This window comes from Acinetobacter sp. 243_ASPC, from assembly GCF_001054715.1.
Taxonomy (GTDB): Bacteria; Pseudomonadota; Gammaproteobacteria; order Pseudomonadales; family Moraxellaceae; genus Acinetobacter; species Acinetobacter soli.
In genome coordinates, this window is record NZ_JVOR01000095.1 from 32,885 (window position 1) to 49,894 (window position 17,010).

The window sequence follows — 17,010 nt, forward strand, 5'->3', positions numbered from 1 at the left end:
AGTATGAATTGAGATTGATTGTTCATAATGGCATAATAGGACTTTCTCTCCCTTGGATAATTCGCTATGGCTATGCGTCCTGATGTGCGTCGTCACGCGCTTGTAGTTATTGGTTTTTCATTAGCTCAATGGTTATTTATGCGTTACATCTTGGCCAATGAACTGTTCAATTTAGATACGAATCAACGCATTCTATTTTTCTGTGTGAGTAGCTTGGCTGGTGCATTACTGATTTTTGTTGCACTTATTTATATGGTGCTGAAAGGGAATGTGGATCGTTAAAGTAATATCATTCTGAAAGCACATTAAGAGACTACTTTTGAAAATACTTCATATTGCAAATTTCAAAACCGACAACAATGGCTCAATGTTTTACAACACCGATGCCAAAATTCAGCATGGTCTGATTGAACTTGGACACTATGTCCATGCTTTTGACTATAAATATATAGTCAGAAAAAGTAATATTTTCAATACTACCTCTCTTTCTCATAAAAAAACGCATCAACAACTTATTGAACTTTGTCTAAATATTCAATTTGACCTAATTTTAATTGGACACATTCATCTACCTAAAGATTTACTGAGGCAACTGCAGGCGATTAACAAAACTAAAGTTGCCATGTGGTTCGTTGATCCCATCAATGAACCACACCGCCTCGATCATTTCAAAGAGATGCATAGTGAAGTCGATCATGTTTTCGTGACAACCGCTGGACAATATTTACAGAACCTATCCGAAGTCTGTAACCATCCTGTATTTGCATTTACACCAAACCTAAGTTTGCATTCAATTGAATACGCTCGAGAAGATTGGCTTCAATTCGATTATGACTGTATTTTCTGCGGCTCAAATAGCAAATACCCTGAACGGGAACAATTTATTAGTCAACTAGTCGAACAGCTTCCTAAGCTCAAATTTAAGCTAGGTGCATGTTTAGGACAGCCATCTTTATTCGGACACGAATATCAAGCGGCAGTACGTAACAGTTTAATTGGCATTAACTACTCAAAATATAATGATGTTTATATGTATAGTAGTGATCGTCTTGCCCAGCTCACTGGCATGGGCTGTCTTGTCTTCAGTGCTCAAACACCTGGTATGACTGAATTATTTCCTGAAAATAGTATGGTGTACTTTAAAGATACTTCAGATTTACTCAATAAATTAAAATACTATCATGAGCACCCTGAACATGCAGTTGATATTGCGCAACGTGGTTATAAACTAGCGCACTCGACATTTGAAGCAAAAAATATTTTACAGCAGTGGCTTAACCTAATTAATCAACAACCATTAAACTCACCTTGGCAAGCTGAAGTTTATCAAAGTGGAAAACTTATAAAAACCTAAAATCTTTTAATTTATAGTTTTTCCAGTCCTTCAGTTTTATAGAGAGATATTTTTATTATGAGTAACTTTAACGATTTTGTTATAGAAACTTATCTTTTATCTAATCATCAAGAAACCTTCAAACCCGATCTTAATATTGCATTTGCAATTGATAAAAACTATTTAAAGCCATGTGGTATCACGCTTTATTCCATCACAAAAAACAATCCAGATCTTCATATAGATTTTCATATTTTTACGACTTTTTTTGATTCCCGAGGATATCAGGATATATTAGAAAAAAATAAAAATATCAGAATTCATATTTATATTTTAAATACCCAGTTTTATGACAACTTACAAGTCAATGGTCACTTTACAACTGCAATTTATTATAGATTATCAATCGCGACTATATTGAAAGATAAATTAGATAAATTTTGGTATCTCGATGCAGACATCTTATGTATAAACAGCATGAAAGATATGCTTTCAATTAATATTGAGAACTATGTCTTAGCTGCTGTACAAGATAAATGTATGAAATCTGATTACATCGAAAGTATTGGTTTAAACTCTAACAATAAATACTTCAACTCAGGTGTTTTATTTATCAATGTCAAAGCATGGAATGATTTTCAGGTTTTTGAAAAATTTAACCAACTTATTTCCAAACGTGATTATAAATTTCCTGATCAAGATGTGCTGAATATATTGCTAGCAAATAAAGTAAACTTTATTGATGAAAAATTTAACTTTTTTACCCAAGAAAAAATAGATCCAGTACTGTTACATTTTGTTAGTTCTCCAAAGCCTTGGAGTGTCGCTGCCTCACATAGTGCAAAATATTTAGAATATTACTACCAGTCACCATGGAAAGACCAAACTTTAGATGCGCCAAGAAACTCTAAAGAGGCAAAAAAATATGCCAAAATCCTTTGGAGGCAAAGTAAATATCTGAATAGTATTAAATGGTACTTGATTTATCTTAATAAAAAAATGAAGAGATGAAAATCACTTGCCTTTTTGGTAAAATCCTCTAAAAAGGCAAGTATAATTTTTTATAGATAAAATAATAACTTATTTTACTTATATTAAAATTTCCCTAAATATTTTCTAATTCTTTGAACAATATTTAATTTAGAAGTTTCATCATATCTTAAAAATAAAGTACGCCATTGATTTTTTCCTAAACGATGTTCTTTGATTAAATATCTGCTCTTTAAAAGAGTCATCAAATATATCCCTTGATCATCATCAACAATATTTTCATTTAGAAGTTCTAATTGGCAAGAATAAATTATTTTTTGAAATTCTATCCACTTTTCTTTAGAAGCTACTGCAACACCACCTATGATAAAAACCTCATTTTCAAATATTGCTTTTAATACTCTGTCTTTAGTTAATTTCGGTATTTTTTTCAGCGTAAAAAAATGTACTTTCTCCTCATCAAATTCATACTTCCATTCTTGAACACCATTCAAAGTCTGTATATCTCTACAATAACCGAAGTCAATCCAAGCAACAAAATTATTTGTTATCAAATTAGATTCAATTGCCCTTTTAACAAAATAAGATTTTAAATTAGTCAATAAAGTATAATCTGGAGACCAATATTCAGGATTAATAATTTGCTTCGGAGATACCCTGCTTTTAAATTCATTACTATTTTGAATTTCCTCAATTCTATTTCTATATTTTAAAAAATCTTCAGGATAATTAACTACAACAACATGAGTTGGTTTATCTCCTCTAATTTCTAAAATTTTCTCTTTGAACTTTTCAGAAGTAAAAATAATCATTTCATTATTTAATAGAGCTAAATACTTAAAATAATTTATATAGCTATCTGGAGTTCTAAATAAATAATCAGGAAATCCTTTTTCCACCGTCCAACTCTCTCTACCAATATCAAAAAAAGCTGTAACAATTGTTATTTTTTTATTCATATCAACACCATATAAGCATATAAAACACAGATAGTTTCTATATTATATACTAAAAAATTTAAATAATGTATATTATTAAAATTTCATGATTTGGGGGATTAATATGATAAATAAAAATTTTGCAGCGGAAAGTTTGCGTGGTATAGCATGTATAATAGTAGTCCTATCACACCTTTCATTAACCTTCTTCCCTCAACTTCACAACTATTTTTCACAAGAAAACTTTCCTTCAAGTGATTTTTTAGCATCAATGCATAATTCACCTTTTTTATTCTTTATTTCTGGAACTGGTGCTGTTTATATTTTCTTTATATTAAGTGGATATGTTTTAACAGCGGCAAGCTTAAATGCAAAAAATCCAAAAATCAAACTAAAAACGTCAATAATAAAGCGTTATCCTCGGCTTGCTATACCTGCATTATGTTCATGTATTATTTCTTATTTAACTTTTCATATTCCTATTGATTTATCAAAAACTACGGCTTGGTTTAGTCAACTTATACCACAAAATATTAGTTTTTTAAATAGCATCTACTCAAGTTTAATTACTCCATTTATATTTGCAGATTCTGAATACAACACCGTGCTTTGGACGATGAAAAATGAATTAATAGGCTCTTTAATTATATTCTATCTAATTTATTTAAAAAATATTCAAAAAATTAAAAAATTTTATTTTTTAATTTTTCTATTTTTAATAATCTCCCTTAGCATTTCAAAAATTTTTCTTTTAGGGATATTAAGTTTTATTCTTGGAATGACCATATATCACATGAAAAATATTAATAAATATTTATCTTTATTATTGTTAATTCTTGGTTTATATTTTATAGGCTTTCATAAAACAAGCATAAGTTATCAATTTATTTATAAAGCCTCAAATTATAGTAAAAAAAGTTATGATTACACCATATTTATTGGAAGTTTATTTATAACATACGCGATTTTAAAATCTCATTATTTATCTCAAATACTTAGCCAAAAATTTTTAATAAAATTAGGAGAGTTATCATTTTCAATATATTTAAATCATCTTGTTGTTTTATACACTATCGGCATACCAGTATTTAATTTTTTTATAAAAAATCTCGAACAATCTTTCTTCTTTTCAGCAATAACTTCCAGTTTAATCACAATTTTTACATCCATTATTTTCTCTATTTTATTTTATAAGCTAGTTGACAAATACTCTATTAATATCTCAAATAAATTAGCAAATTACATTAAAAAATAATCAATAGATCTCTTGCATTAGTCAAAACTTAATCAGCGATAAGTGTTTATTTTTAAATAAATATCAAAATCTAAAACAATCAAAATGATACTTTTGCAAGAGATCTAATATAAAAATGAATGAAAATTTCATATTTTAATTCATTTAAAATTTTATAAAACCTTTATGAATTTGACTTCATATAAAATTCATAGACCTCATTCACAAATGCATTATGCTTTTTCGCAATCTGCTGAAAACAGTATTTTTCTAATGACTCTTTTTTGCCTTGCTGAGCGAACTTTAAAGCTTTATCTGGATGCTGAATCAAGTATTCAATACCATTAGCAAGACTTTGTGCATCATCAGCTTTGGCACACCAAGCATTAATTCCATGCTTTGCTGTTTGACGAATCCCGATGTCATCCGTAGTGATCAGGGTTTTACCCCATGCAAAGGCATCTAAAATACCAATCCCCTGAATCTCAGTAATTGATGGCAGCGCCACGATATCAGCATTTTGCAATAATGCAATTTTATCTTCGCCTCCAATCCACCCTGGGAATTCAACCTTATCAGCCAAACCCAATCTTTGTGCTTGTGCCTTACACTGTTCTAACATTTCACCTTGTCCTGCCAAAACTGCATGAAATGGCAAGCCTTTATTATCAAGAATTGCTAAAGCATCAATCAGCACATGAACACCTTTATTGGGTACCATACGCGTTAACATCACAATGCTTGGTGGCTGTTTAATTAAACGTGGCTCAGCAGTAACTTTTGGTAGATATGTTAAATTTGAAATCACTTGCTGTGGTTTTGTAGCACGCTCTTCAGGCGTTTGACGCTTTTGCACCAACTCTTGTACATACGGCGTAATATGAATAAATGCATCTGCACGTAAGGTACGTTTGACGTTATGGCTGTGGTTGACTGCAATCACTGGAATTTTTTTCGACATTCCCAGCATGGCATTTTTAAATAACCACACAGCCTTACCACTATGGGCAATAATCACATCTGGTTTTTGCTGCTCGATGAACTTACGAATTTTTAATGCCGCAGTGACACTATAAAAACCCTTATTCGGAATCACTGTGATTGGCCATTCACCACTTTTGAGATGCTGATTTTCAGTACCACGCAGCAAAACCACTTCATGTCCAAAACTTTTTAAGGTATTTGCAATATCAAGCATTGCCTGCCAACGACCACCCGTTGCATCACCATAAACGGCATTTATGATTTTTAGTTTTTTCAAGGGAATAACCTTTCTTTTAGCAGTTTTGCCAATTGTTCACTCGGTTCATATTTTAATGATTTCAGCTTATCTTCGCTATCTTTAATCCAACTTAACTGAGCTATAGGCGAAATATGGATAAGATGATCCGCTTCCAAGCGTTTCAATACATTTCCGAATTGTTCATCGGGTTGCCAATGCTCAGGCAGATATATGACAACAGGACGCATGGCAGAAACACTTTCCATGAGCATAGACATCGAATCTGCACTACAAAATACGCGTGTCGAAACTGCCAAAAACTGATGCAAAACTGCACGTGGCTGTTCTGCCCACCATACTACATCTGCAATACATTCAAAATTTAAGTAGTGCTGCAGAATTTTTTCAGCCTGTTTCCCTGTACGGCGTGAAGTGCTGAGCAACCATTTAATCTGATGCTGACGTGCCAGCAGGTTCATCTGTTTTGCCAGTTGAATCCAATCCTGCTCCTGATACTGTGCTCCCGCACCATCTCCACCGATCAGCATGCTCCATACTTGCTGCTCGACATGTGGATGCTCGGAGTGCCATTGCTTGCCATGCTGTTGCAAGGTTGCCTGACTTAAAGGCATCGGCGACACAGGTGAGCTAATAAATGGTTTTGGCAAATCTGGTTCGAGCACCAAAATTGCATCAAACAATTCAACTTTAAGTTGACGCAGCGATCCACAGAAAATATTTTTTGCACCAAATGCCTTGGACAACCACACAATCGCATAGGCACTATTTCCACCTGCACCAACCACTATATCTGGGCGTGCATTTGGCAAAGCATCTCCCTGATAAAACTGATCAATTTTTTCTGCTTTAGGAGTTTTATAGTTGAGTAACCAGGTTAAAGGTCTGCGATAAAACTTATGTTTTAAGGTTAGTTCAATCCAATGCACCTCTAATTCAAAATCACGTTCCAGAGCAAACAGCACACCTTTAGACTGATTAAAATGCCCTGGCACACCATCGCTGACCACCCATACTGTTTTTTTAATTTTTGGTTGGTTATGCATGACTCAGTTCCTGATAAACCTGTAAGGTATTGTGTAGCACAGCTTCTAGCGTTAGCTGTTGCTGGGCAGATTGATAAATCGGTTCTGAACGCTCAGTGAGCTGCTCAAAATGCTGCACATGCTGTTGAATTAAATCATGTAAAGCAGTGACGTTATCCGCAGGGCACATCAGTTCAGGTGGCAAAATTTCTGCAACCATACCAACATCCGTTGAAATCACAGGGCAATGCACCAAAAGCGCTTCAGCCAGTGTATAAGGACCACCTTCATTACGCGATGAGATCACCAAAAAATCCGCCTGCTGCATCAACGTCGTAATGTCATTGCGATACCCAAGCAATTCAATACGATCTGTTAAAGCATGCTGCTGAATTTTTTCTTGTAGCAAAGCTCGATCTGGCCCCTCACCAACAATCCAGAGCTTGGCATCAATGCCTTGCCATGCTTCAACCAGTAAATCAAAACCTTTGGCAGGCACGAGGCGCGCAACCGCAATCGCTTGTAAAGGTTGATGTGGCTGTTTTTGTGTTGCCTGAAGTACAGGTGGCTCAATCCCATTTAAGACTACACGCATACGGTCTTGCTGACTAAACTGATTGGCGACCCGTCGACTCACTGCAATAATTCGATCATATTTTTCAAATGCCTGAACATTACGTTTTAGGTTATGCAGTGTCGCCACACTGGGAATTTTCAACCATTTCAGCATGGGGGCAATCATGGATACGGCTTTGTTGGCTTGCACATGCAGGACATCAGCATGCGTGGCTTTAATGGTCTGATACAAATGCCACAGCAAAATTGGATTTTTACGACTTTTACTCAAATCTAAGGCTTTAAATTCAACTCCCTGAACTCTCTCAGCATACTTTTCATGTGCAATTAATGTGACAATCTGTCCATTCTGAACCAACCCATTTGCCAATTCAACCACATGCTTTTCTAAGCCACCTTCTTCATCACCTGCCATAACCATACAAATATGCATTATTTTTCTCTCTTTATAGCCCGCGCTGACCTAATTTCAATCGACACTTCACCGCAAAAAGTGAATCCTTACCACTAATCTTTATCCGCTGTAACTGCATAAAATCAGCTTGCGCCCCATCAATCCCTTCAACGGTGGTCACTGCATTTTGATAGCCCGCCTGCTTTGCCAACTGTACATCACGCGCTGAATAAATCCCAAATGGATAGGCAAAACTGGTCACAGGTTTCTGAATCAATTGTTCAAGCTGCTGTTTAGATTCGTTCAATTCCGCTAGACATTGTGCATCATCCAGTTTAGCTAAATTGGCATGAGTCATAGTATGCGAGCCAACTTCCACCAAACCACTCTTTGCCAAGAATTTCACTTGCTCATCGTTTAATTTAGGTTCCCGTGCCAGTTCACCACTATTGTGATGTGCCTTTTTATACGTCGACCAGTCACGATTATGGCGATCAACCACTACATAAATCGTTGCTTTGGCTTCATATTTTTCCAAAACTGGATACGCATTTTCCAAGTTATCCAAATAACCATCATCAAAAGTAATCGCAACGGTTTTTTCAGGATGTTGTCCCCAATTCTGTTGTAACTCTTGCATCGTAACAAAATGAAAACCTTGTGCACTCATCCATGCCACTTGCTGCTCAAATTGCTTAGGTGTAACTCTCAGCTTATTAAATTTTGCTCCATTTATATGCTCTCGTACCATGTGATACATCAGCACACGTGGTCGTTTCCAATCTACTGCAGGTTTCCACCACGCAAATTTATAACTAAATATTAAAAAAACTACAAATAGAGTAAGAAATAAGTAAATCACAGGCAACTTCAGTTTATTGAGCTAAAAGATATGTTGCCACACGCTCTGCTTCTTTAAAAGCATTCGGTTCAGGTAACTGACCTAATAGGAACGATTCCGAGATAATACGTTTCCCCAATAATTTATCTATTGATGTCGTAATACGATCCTGTTTAATCCGATCTATTGCAATAACGCCAACTCTGCAACCCGCAGTCAATGCCTCGTAAATCATTGAGATGCTATCTTCCGTGATCCAGACCGCTTCGGCCAGTTGCATTTGCTCAAAGATCCAGCCTTGCGGCGTATGCTCCACCGGATAAATATCTAATCGCGCTGCATAGGATTGTTGGCCCAGATGTGCCAGAAAATTTTCAGGGGTACGCCGCGATGTGGTCAAGATGACGCTCGATTGTGGATGCTGCTGCACAATCTGTTCAATGGCTTTGAGTACCTGCGCCTCGTTCCATTGATGGCGTTTAGAACTTCCACCAAGCGCAATCAGAATGCGTCCAGTGACATGACGCTGCTCATTTTGAAGCGGATTAAGTGCCCCTTGAGTGACCAATACATGCGGCGATGCTGCAACACCATCATGTGCTGGCACAACGGTGTAATCAAAACATGATATAGGCAGACTCGGCTTCATCAAAATGATGGTTTTGGCTTTTGGATAAATTTTCCCCAGCAACCATACCCGTAAATGTGTATGACTGCCCACCCCTACAATATAATCTGGTGCGTGTTCAAGGTATGACAACCGATGCGTCCAGAATGCGTAAATTAATGAAAGCACGGATAACTGATCGAGTGGCAATTCTTGTAACTGTGCATGTGGCACCTTGCGCTTAATCGCACCAAACAATCCCAGTGCCTGTGATCGATGCCCTGCTTTACCGTCACTCACGTACACAATCTGCATATCTGAATTATCCAAAACCACAAAAAAAGGCGAAACTTTCGTTTCGCCTTGATCTTAACTGATTCGCTTACTTCACGTAAGTTAACCAGTGTTCATATTTTGGATTTTTACCCTGAACCGCATCAAAGAAGGTTTTCTGGATTTCTGTGGTAATTGGGCCACGGCATCCTTCACCAATTTCACGGTCATCGTATTCACGAATTGGTGTCACTTCTGCGGCAGTACCAGTAAAGAACGCTTCATCGGCGATGTAGAATTCGTCACGGGTGATACGGCGCTCAACCACGTCATAACCTAAGTCTTTGGCAATAGTAATCACTGTTTGACGTGTAATACCGTCCAACGCACCGCCTGCGATATCTGGGGTATGCAGCACGCCATCTTTTACCAAGAATACGTTTTCACCAGAACCCTGACACACATAGCCTTGTGGGTCCATCAACATCGCTTCGTCATAGCCCGAATGTGCGACTTCCTGATGTGCAAGAATCGATAAGGTATAGTTACCTGATGCTTTGGCTTTACACATGGTCACGTTAGGATGATGGTGCGTAAACGATGATGTTTTCACACGAATCCCTTTCGCCATTGCTTCTTCGCCAAGGTAAGCACCCCAGCTCCATGCCGCAACAGCAGCATGAATGGTATTGTCGGTTGCAGCGATACCCAGTTTTTCAGAACCGATCCAGATCAGTGGACGTAAGTAGCATGATGCGAGCTTGTTTTCACGTACAACATCAATTTGTGCCTGTTCAAGCGTTGCTTGATCAAATGGCACTTTCATTTGATAAATTTTTGCTGAATTTAACAAACGTTTTGTATGCTCTTTAAGACGGAAAATTGCTGTGCCTTGAGGCGTTTCATAGGCACGGACACCCTCAAACACACCCATACTGTAATGTAGTGTATGAGTTAAGACGTGGATTTTTGCATCACGCCAGTCGATTAATTGTCCATCTTGCCAAATAAAACCATCACGATCAGCCAAATTCATGGCACACACTCCAAATTTTTTTACACAATTATTTACTCTCCAACGCCATAAAATTTGCCGTTGGATCTATTAATCTTTGCCATAACTTGCAAACGATCACTCGGGTATCGTGCCAATCCGCAGCGTTCACTTGCATGGATTGATTTGCAAGTGCTAAACGGTGGCTCTCGGCTCGTTCGCTTAGATAAGCGTGTATTAATGCTGTGGCATCTTCACTGGATAAGCAGCCTGCTTGAGCAGCATCTTCTAGAATTCTCACATTATCGGAAAAATGGGCGAGATCAGAATTCGACCCACTCCATGCTAGAACCACATACTGTGCCATAAATTCGATGTCAACGATACCTCCCGCATCCTGTTTTAAATGAAAAATCCCATGTTTTTTTTGTTCATTTGATGAGCCTAGATGATCTTTCATCTTCTGACGCATTTTGAGCACTTCAGCGCGCACATGTGCTTCATCGCGCGGCTGAGTCAGAATCTGACAGCGAATCGCCTCAAACTTTTCGCGTAGTTCAGGCTCACCGGCAATCGAGCGTGCACGAACCAGCGCTTGATGTTCCCAAAGCCATGCATTTTTAAGCTGATACTGCTCAAAGGCTTTTAAACTCGTCACTAAAAGCCCGGCCTCTCCAGAAGGTCTGAGTCGAGTATCAATTTCATAAACACGACCATCAAGCGTTTGTGTGGTCATGTATGAGAGAAATTTCTGTGCCACCCGCATGGCAAACTCAAATCCGGTAATGGTTTTATTGCCATCAGTTTCGGCTTGCTCATCAAAAGAATGAATAAAGACCAGATCCAGATCTGAGCCGTAACCCAGTTCAATGCCACCGAGCTTGCCATAGCCTATTACGGCAAATCCTAAATGATCGGCTGAGCAGCGCTTACCCGTAACATCTTGTGGATAGCCGTGTTTTTTTGCCACGGTCTGATATGACAGTTGCAGTGTGGCCGCCACACTGACTTCTGCAATATCGGTCAATGCATCAGAAACTTTCATGAGTGGACTTTCAGCCAGCACATCACTGGCTGCCACAGTCAGGACATTGCTTTTCTTAAACAGGCGCAATACCTGCATTTGTTCTTCGACTTGATCTAGCTCAATCCGTAATAGCTGCTGACGTAATGAGTCTTCAAGATCTTGACGGGTAGGCAGACCAAAATCCATGGTCAAAAACTCATCGAGCAATACCGGATACTGGCTCAGTTCTTCACAAATCCATGGACTGACGGTAGCCATTTTGACCAAACGCTGCATGGCACCGCGACTTTCCATCAACATGACCAGATAGACCGTTCGGCGCATAACCGACTCGACCAAAGGCATCAAACGCATCAAGGCCAGTTGAGGGTGTTCAGATTGTAAAATTGCCTCAATCAAATATGGCCAAAAATCTTTTAAACGCTGTACAGCTTTCGCAGGTAGTTTTTTTAGGGCATTACCGTGCCAAAACTCGTAAATCAAGTTTTTAGATGCATCATCTAGCACTTCGGCAAGTCGCTGCTCAAGCTGTGTATCGGTCTGCTCAGGTGCTGTTATTTCATCCTGAATCAAATGCTTAAATTGTTCGCTGACTTTTTCACGTTTGGTGTTGAGTGTATTTAAAAACGCATCCCAAGTCGGGTAATGCAAGGTATCCAAAATACGCTGACGCAGCTCTGGATCATGTGGCAAAGATTGGGTTTGCTGATCATTCAAGGCCTGAATCGCATGTTCGACGCGTCTGAGAAACAGATAAGCATCTTCTAGTTGCACCACTGCCTCAGGCGTAAGTAGCCCGACTTGCCCAAGATGATGCAAACTTACCAAACACTGCCGATCTTGCAGCTCACGCTTTGAACCGCCATAAATGAGCTGAAATACCTGAACAATAAACTCGACTTCGCGAATACCACCTGCTCCAAGCTTGATATCATCGGCGATATTACGACGTGCGACTTCACGCTCAATCATGCTTTTCATTTCACGCATGGCTTCAAATGCCGAATAGTCGACGTAACGACGAAATACAAAAGGCCGAGTCATCTCCATCAAATGTTCGCCATGAACGCCCCCACTGATAATACGGGCTTTGATCCACGCATAGCGCTCCCACTCGCGTCCGTGCTGAATCAAGTATTTTTCCAAGGCCACATGACTAATCGCCAAGGCTGAGCCATCGCCCCACGGCCTTAAACGCATATCAACACGAAAAACAAAGCCATCTGCGGTGATATGATCGAGCAGATAAATGAGTTTTTGTCCCCACAAAATACAAAATTGCTGTACATCGATGGATTTTCTGCCCTGCGTTTCACCTTGTTCATCAAAGGCAAAAATCAGGTCGATATCACTAGAGAGATTGAGTTCTTGAGCACCTAGTTTGCCCATACCAATCACAATTAAATCTTGAACTTCACCAGAATAACCCAGCGGTTCGCCGTGCTTGGCCAGCAAAGGCCCTAATGCAAAGCGTTTAGCGGCACAAATACTGGCATCGGCAAAATCGGAGAGTTCGCGGGTGAGCGTGACCACATCGGTCTGTTGATTGGCATCTTGCCAGATCCAGCGAAACATCAAACGTGCACGAAGAATCCGCAGGCTTTTCATCCATGTGGCTTCGTCTTCAATACCCTCGAGTGTTTGTTCAACTGTTTGGAAAATATCGTCACGGGAAAGGTGAGCAGTAAACCGATCAAGTTGAAAGTCCTGCTCGAGAAAGGTGCGGTGTAATTCGAGCACGTGTTCTGCGTATTGACTTGATCTTAAAGTTATTTGTAACTGCTCAGCATTCATTGAATCAAACCTGCAACTTGATTGTTTGCATAGTTATAGCAGTTACATGCTAAAGATGGGAAATCTATTTAAACCAATTTTACTTCTGTATCAGCATGTTCAATCACATTGTCGGTTACATGCTGCGCCGCAGGCAATATCACACGAAAAGTTGTGCCTTCGCCTTCTTTTGATTCAACCTTAATCGAACCAAGATTTAAATCGACAAAGCGCTTACACAAGGTGAGCCCTAAACCTGCACCTTTTTCTCCAGCGGTTCCACGAAAACTTACCGTAATACGTGGCTGAAAGACTTCTTTAAGCTGCGACTCGGTCATGCCATGACCCGTATCCTGTACAGCAATTTCAACATTTTCAGCAATTTGTTTGGCTGAAATACTGACCCGACCTGTACCATCCATAGGTGTGAATTTTAGTGCATTCGACACCAAGTTTTGAATCAGCGAAGTGATCATGTTGATATCGGCAAAAAGCTTGATGTCTTCAGGTACATCGTCGATGAGCTGAATATTTTTTTTCAGCGCAAAGGTATTCAAAATGCTCATGACAATGGTGGTCACTTGCTTAAGATTAAAACTGATGGGATGGTATACGAATCGCCCGCCCTCAGCCATCGCCCAATTGAGTAAACTTTCAAGCAAGTTGTAAGTCGACTGCGAAGTGTCATAAAGATAGTCTGCTATATTTTGAACACTTGACTCATCTAATGTTTCACGCTCTTTGGCCAATACTTCAGAGAAACCCAGCAAACCATGAAATGGAGCACGTAGGTCGTGCGCAATAATTGAAAAGAATTTGTTTTTACTAAAATTCAGCGCTGACTGCTGCTCATAGAGTTCTCTGAGCTCTTCAAAATTAAACTTGAGTTCGGCATGGCGCACAAATCCAGCGGTATAGCTCTGTACCAGTTCAATACTGGTTGGATCAAAAGATGTCAGTTCATCATCAAAAAAGATAGCAACCCCTATCGACTGCTGATCGGATTTTTGTAAATTAATCGCAATTAAACGCTGATAATTTACACCCAATGTCTGTAGCACCTGACATAAATGCATATATTGCGGGTGCACAGCATCGAGTACATCCATGTTATGGACTGCACGCAACGATGGTATTAATTCGATTTTAGATAAAGCATGAAGACCGTCATGATTGATATGCCATACGTACGGTTCTTCCTCAAAGCTTAGAATGGCATATTTGACATTGAGAAGCTTAGTGGTAAAACTGACATAGCGTTGTACTAGGTCATTGTCACTATTGAGTCCAAGCAGAAGCGATAGGCGGCATGCACTTAGCTGATCTGCTTGATCAAGTCGTATTAGTTGCATTTTCATGCGAGCCTCGCCAGGATTGTGATTATTATTGAGTAGATTTAATAAATTTAAACAACAGCGCAACAAAATAAGGATACACCTTATACATTTAACAAATTTTTCTAATAAAAGCAATTAGAAAACGACAGACCCTCTCCTGTTACCGACGTAAAACACGTATAAAAAACCACCCCATGCGAACATGAGGTGGTGACTGAATTTTTTATGCGTGAGCGTATTTGCTATCCACCGACAATCCGATAAATACGGTTGCTATTTTGGCTTTCAAAGAGTAGCTCTGTCGAAGGCAGAATCGTTTCATTTTCCACCTCGATTTTCTCGACACGCTGATACAGGCTCAGTTCTGCACCTGTAGGCGATTTGAGCTGATCTTTTAATAGCGCAATCGCGGGATATACTTTTTCAAATTGATCTTTCACCTTAATTTCTAAACGATTCATCTTGTTCTTCCTAAATTTTTTACTGCCTTTTTGTATAGCATGATTTTTGCTCAACCATCTCGCTAACTTGTTAAATTTTATGGCATTGTTTCAGTGTGTAATATCAATTTGATCTGTGCTGCTATCCATCTCATTTGCAACACTATTTTGAGTTCATTAAAAAGCTACTTTTGATAGTGATTGTATTTTTAACGTACATCGCCTCAAAAAGTGGTTAGATGAATACTGAGTCAGCTAGACTGCATACTGGATGGCTTGCTTTTTGGTAAACAGCAGTAAGCCATCTAAACCAAACGCATACCCTAATCCAGACTGTTTCCAGCCTCCAAACTCTGCAAACGGTGACACATCGGCATGACTGTTAATCCACACTGTACCAGTCTGCATTTTTGCTGCAATTTGGTGGGCTTGAGCCATGTTTTGCGTCCATACAGAACCACCCAATGCATAGGAAGACTGATTAGATTGCGCAATCACTTCATCAATATTGCGAAAGCTTACGACAGGTAATACTGGCCCAAATTGCTCTTTTGCAAAGATTTCACTGTGCTCATCGACATGGGTTAAAATTAAAGGTGCAATAAAATAGCCCGCCTCAGGTACTCGAGCAAGATTCTGATTCGCAATTTTGGCGCCTTGTGCAACGGCATCTTCAATCATATTTTTGACTTTAAGATACTGGTTGCGGTTTTGCACTGGACCAAGCGTGGTGTCCGTATTGCGACCATTGCCCAGTACCTGAGCATCGGCAATTTGTGCCAGTGCCGCCACCATTTGATCAAAAATGCTCTCATGTACATATAAACGTTTAATACAGGCACAGGTTTGGCCAGCATTTAAAAAAGCACTCATAAAAATCTTTTGCGCCGTTTCTGCCACATCGACATCTTGTAACACAATCGCGGCATCATTCCCCCCAAGCTCAAGCACCACATGCTTGAGTTGATCGGTTGCCGCAGACAGGATTTTTTTACCCACAGCAGTAGAGCCTGTAAATACGACTTTCTCAATTTCTGGATGCTGACTCAATGCAGCACCTACCTCACCCGCACCCAGCACCAGATTACATACGCCTGTGGGTACATGTCGCTGAATGATTTCAATCAGTTTGATGGTGCTCAGTGGCGTAAATTCTGAAGGCTTGTTGATGACACAGTTTTTGGTTTTCAGTGCCGGAATTAAGTGCCAGATGGCAATCATAAACGGCCAGTTCCACGGTGTAATCGAGGCAATCACGCCCAATGGACGATGAAAAATGCTCATCTGTTTACCCATTGGATCGGTATGCTGCAAAACTGGCACTTCAAACTGATTGGTCACCTCAAGCCAGTACAGCGCCATATCCACTTCCATTTCGGCTAAAAATAGCGGCTTACCTTGCTCAAGAGTAATCAGCTCAGCCAATACTGAACGCTCAGCTTTAATATCTTGTGCATTTCGATCCAGACTCAAGCGAATCTGTTCGTCAGAGGTATATTGCCATTGTTCAAAGGCTTTTTTTGCAGCCAAAACAGCATCATCGACCTGTGCTGTGGTTGCCGCTTTGCATTTGACAATGACGCTTTCGGTCGCAGGATTAATGACCTCAAATGTTGGGCCCTGTCCTTCTATTGCCTTGCCTGCATAATACATCGCTGTATTCATGGTGATCTCCGTCATTGTATTTTTCCTTGGCATTTTTTGTTGATGCATTTTTTATTACGTTGTATCGAACGCTTGTACTTCCCGACTTTCTTTCTTGTGACTGACAGATGCTTTTTACAGATGAGCCAGCATTCTGCCGATCATGTCGTATCAACATACTTATTTATTCATACATAATATTGTATTCATTTGTTATTTCATATCATATATAGTTAAAAAAATAATAAACCAATGATTAATATAATTTTAAAAAAATATTTACGATACATTTTAATTTTTTTATTTATTTTTATGTATCTTTTATTTATTTTTTAAACCATACT

Annotated in this window: 15 protein-coding genes; 4 read left to right on the forward strand and 11 right to left on the reverse strand. The window is 38.9% G+C overall.

Features of this window, described 5'->3' with window-relative positions; translation table 11 throughout:
- Positions 1-66: 66 nt before the first annotated feature.
- The 3 genes from ADA42_RS12225 (at position 67) to ADA42_RS12235 (ending at position 2,344) form a co-directional block, all read left to right on the forward strand.
- The gene (locus ADA42_RS12225; RefSeq protein ID WP_025095425.1) at positions 67-282 is read left to right on the forward strand and encodes a hypothetical protein; all 216 of its coding nucleotides are present in this window, start codon (positions 67-69) and stop codon (positions 280-282) included.
- An 85-nt stretch (positions 283-367) separates the two neighbouring features.
- Positions 368-1,354, forward strand: a complete 987-nt coding sequence (locus tag ADA42_RS12230) for a glycosyltransferase family protein (RefSeq protein ID WP_373431593.1) — start codon at positions 368-370, stop codon at positions 1,352-1,354.
- A 57-nt stretch (positions 1,355-1,411) separates the two neighbouring features.
- Positions 1,412-2,344 (forward strand): glycosyltransferase family 8 protein, encoded by a 933-nt coding sequence (locus ADA42_RS12235; RefSeq protein WP_048765457.1) that lies wholly within the window; start codon positions 1,412-1,414, stop codon positions 2,342-2,344.
- Positions 2,345-2,427: 83 nt separating this feature from the next.
- Here the strand turns inward: ADA42_RS12235 and ADA42_RS12240 are convergent, their stop codons facing one another.
- Positions 2,428-3,282 (reverse strand): WlaTC/HtrL family glycosyltransferase, encoded by an 855-nt coding sequence (locus tag ADA42_RS12240; RefSeq protein WP_025095422.1) that lies wholly within the window; start codon positions 3,280-3,282, stop codon positions 2,428-2,430.
- 103 nt (positions 3,283-3,385) lie between these two features.
- Here ADA42_RS12240 and ADA42_RS12245 point away from each other — a divergent pair, with 103 nt between their 5' ends.
- Complete coding sequence (locus ADA42_RS12245; RefSeq protein WP_048765459.1) at positions 3,386-4,516, forward strand: acyltransferase family protein; 1,131 nt, start codon at positions 3,386-3,388, stop codon at positions 4,514-4,516.
- Between the two features lie 163 nt (positions 4,517-4,679).
- Here ADA42_RS12245 and ADA42_RS12250 read toward each other — a convergent pair whose 3' ends face one another.
- The 10 genes from ADA42_RS12250 to ADA42_RS12295 form a co-directional block, all read right to left on the reverse strand.
- Positions 4,680-5,756, reverse strand: coding sequence for a glycosyltransferase family 4 protein (locus ADA42_RS12250; RefSeq protein ID WP_048765461.1), 1,077 nt, complete (start codon positions 5,754-5,756; stop codon positions 4,680-4,682).
- Positions 5,753-6,781, reverse strand: a complete 1,029-nt coding sequence (locus ADA42_RS12255) for an ELM1/GtrOC1 family putative glycosyltransferase (protein WP_048765463.1) — start codon at positions 6,779-6,781, stop codon at positions 5,753-5,755. Before ADA42_RS12255 ends, ADA42_RS12250 begins: the two co-directional genes overlap by 4 nt.
- Entirely contained in the window at positions 6,774-7,769 is a 996-nt protein-coding gene (locus ADA42_RS12260) for a glycosyltransferase (protein WP_048765465.1), read from the reverse strand. The genes ADA42_RS12255 and ADA42_RS12260 overlap by 8 nt, the downstream gene beginning before the upstream one ends.
- A gap of 13 nt (positions 7,770-7,782) precedes the next feature.
- The gene (locus ADA42_RS12265; RefSeq protein ID WP_048765466.1) at positions 7,783-8,592 is read right to left on the reverse strand and encodes a polysaccharide deacetylase family protein; all 810 of its coding nucleotides are present in this window, start codon (positions 8,590-8,592) and stop codon (positions 7,783-7,785) included.
- Between the two features lie 13 nt (positions 8,593-8,605).
- Complete coding sequence (locus ADA42_RS12270) at positions 8,606-9,493, reverse strand: ELM1/GtrOC1 family putative glycosyltransferase (protein ID WP_048765468.1); 888 nt, start codon at positions 9,491-9,493, stop codon at positions 8,606-8,608.
- A gap of 67 nt (positions 9,494-9,560) precedes the next feature.
- Positions 9,561-10,487: a branched-chain amino acid transaminase gene (locus tag ADA42_RS12275; protein WP_004933014.1), complete on the reverse strand. Its 927-nt coding sequence runs from the start codon at positions 10,485-10,487 to the stop codon at positions 9,561-9,563.
- Between the two features lie 28 nt (positions 10,488-10,515).
- Complete coding sequence (gene glnE, locus ADA42_RS12280) at positions 10,516-13,266, reverse strand: bifunctional [glutamate--ammonia ligase]-adenylyl-L-tyrosine phosphorylase/[glutamate--ammonia-ligase] adenylyltransferase (RefSeq protein WP_048765472.1); 2,751 nt, start codon at positions 13,264-13,266, stop codon at positions 10,516-10,518.
- A gap of 68 nt (positions 13,267-13,334) precedes the next feature.
- Positions 13,335-14,603: a sensor histidine kinase gene (locus ADA42_RS12285; RefSeq protein ID WP_004933007.1), complete on the reverse strand. Its 1,269-nt coding sequence runs from the start codon at positions 14,601-14,603 to the stop codon at positions 13,335-13,337.
- 221 nt (positions 14,604-14,824) lie between these two features.
- Positions 14,825-15,043: a hypothetical protein gene (locus ADA42_RS12290; RefSeq protein WP_048765474.1), complete on the reverse strand. Its 219-nt coding sequence runs from the start codon at positions 15,041-15,043 to the stop codon at positions 14,825-14,827.
- Between the two features lie 234 nt (positions 15,044-15,277).
- Positions 15,278-16,702, reverse strand: a complete 1,425-nt coding sequence (locus ADA42_RS12295; protein ID WP_081407832.1) for an aldehyde dehydrogenase family protein — start codon at positions 16,700-16,702, stop codon at positions 15,278-15,280.
- Between the last annotated feature and the right edge of the window lie 308 nt (positions 16,703-17,010).

Bases quoted from the DNA above. Each gene is read 5' to 3' on its own strand.
- ADA42_RS12225 (WP_025095425.1), top strand. From the start codon at position 67: ATGGCTATGCGTCCTGATGTGCGTCGTCACGCGCTTGTAGTTATTGGT.
- ADA42_RS12230 (WP_373431593.1), top strand. From the start codon at position 368: ATGTTTTACAACACCGATGCCAAAATTCAGCATGGTCTGATTGAACTT.
- ADA42_RS12235 (WP_048765457.1), top strand. From the start codon at position 1,412: ATGAGTAACTTTAACGATTTTGTTATAGAAACTTATCTTTTATCTAAT.
- ADA42_RS12240 (WP_025095422.1), bottom strand. From the start codon at position 3,282: ATGAATAAAAAAATAACAATTGTTACAGCTTTTTTTGATATTGGTAGA.
- ADA42_RS12245 (WP_048765459.1), top strand. From the start codon at position 3,386: ATGATAAATAAAAATTTTGCAGCGGAAAGTTTGCGTGGTATAGCATGT.
- ADA42_RS12255 (WP_048765463.1), bottom strand. From the start codon at position 6,781: ATGCATAACCAACCAAAAATTAAAAAAACAGTATGGGTGGTCAGCGAT.
- ADA42_RS12260 (WP_048765465.1), bottom strand. From the start codon at position 7,769: ATGCATATTTGTATGGTTATGGCAGGTGATGAAGAAGGTGGCTTAGAA.
- ADA42_RS12270 (WP_048765468.1), bottom strand. From the start codon at position 9,493: ATGCAGATTGTGTACGTGAGTGACGGTAAAGCAGGGCATCGATCACAG.
- ADA42_RS12275 (WP_004933014.1), bottom strand. From the start codon at position 10,487: ATGAATTTGGCTGATCGTGATGGTTTTATTTGGCAAGATGGACAATTA.
- glnE (WP_048765472.1), bottom strand. From the start codon at position 13,266: ATGAATGCTGAGCAGTTACAAATAACTTTAAGATCAAGTCAATACGCA.
- ADA42_RS12285 (WP_004933007.1), bottom strand. From the start codon at position 14,603: ATGAAAATGCAACTAATACGACTTGATCAAGCAGATCAGCTAAGTGCA.
- ADA42_RS12290 (WP_048765474.1), bottom strand. From the start codon at position 15,043: ATGAATCGTTTAGAAATTAAGGTGAAAGATCAATTTGAAAAAGTATAT.
- ADA42_RS12295 (WP_081407832.1), bottom strand. From the start codon at position 16,702: ATGACGGAGATCACCATGAATACAGCGATGTATTATGCAGGCAAGGCA.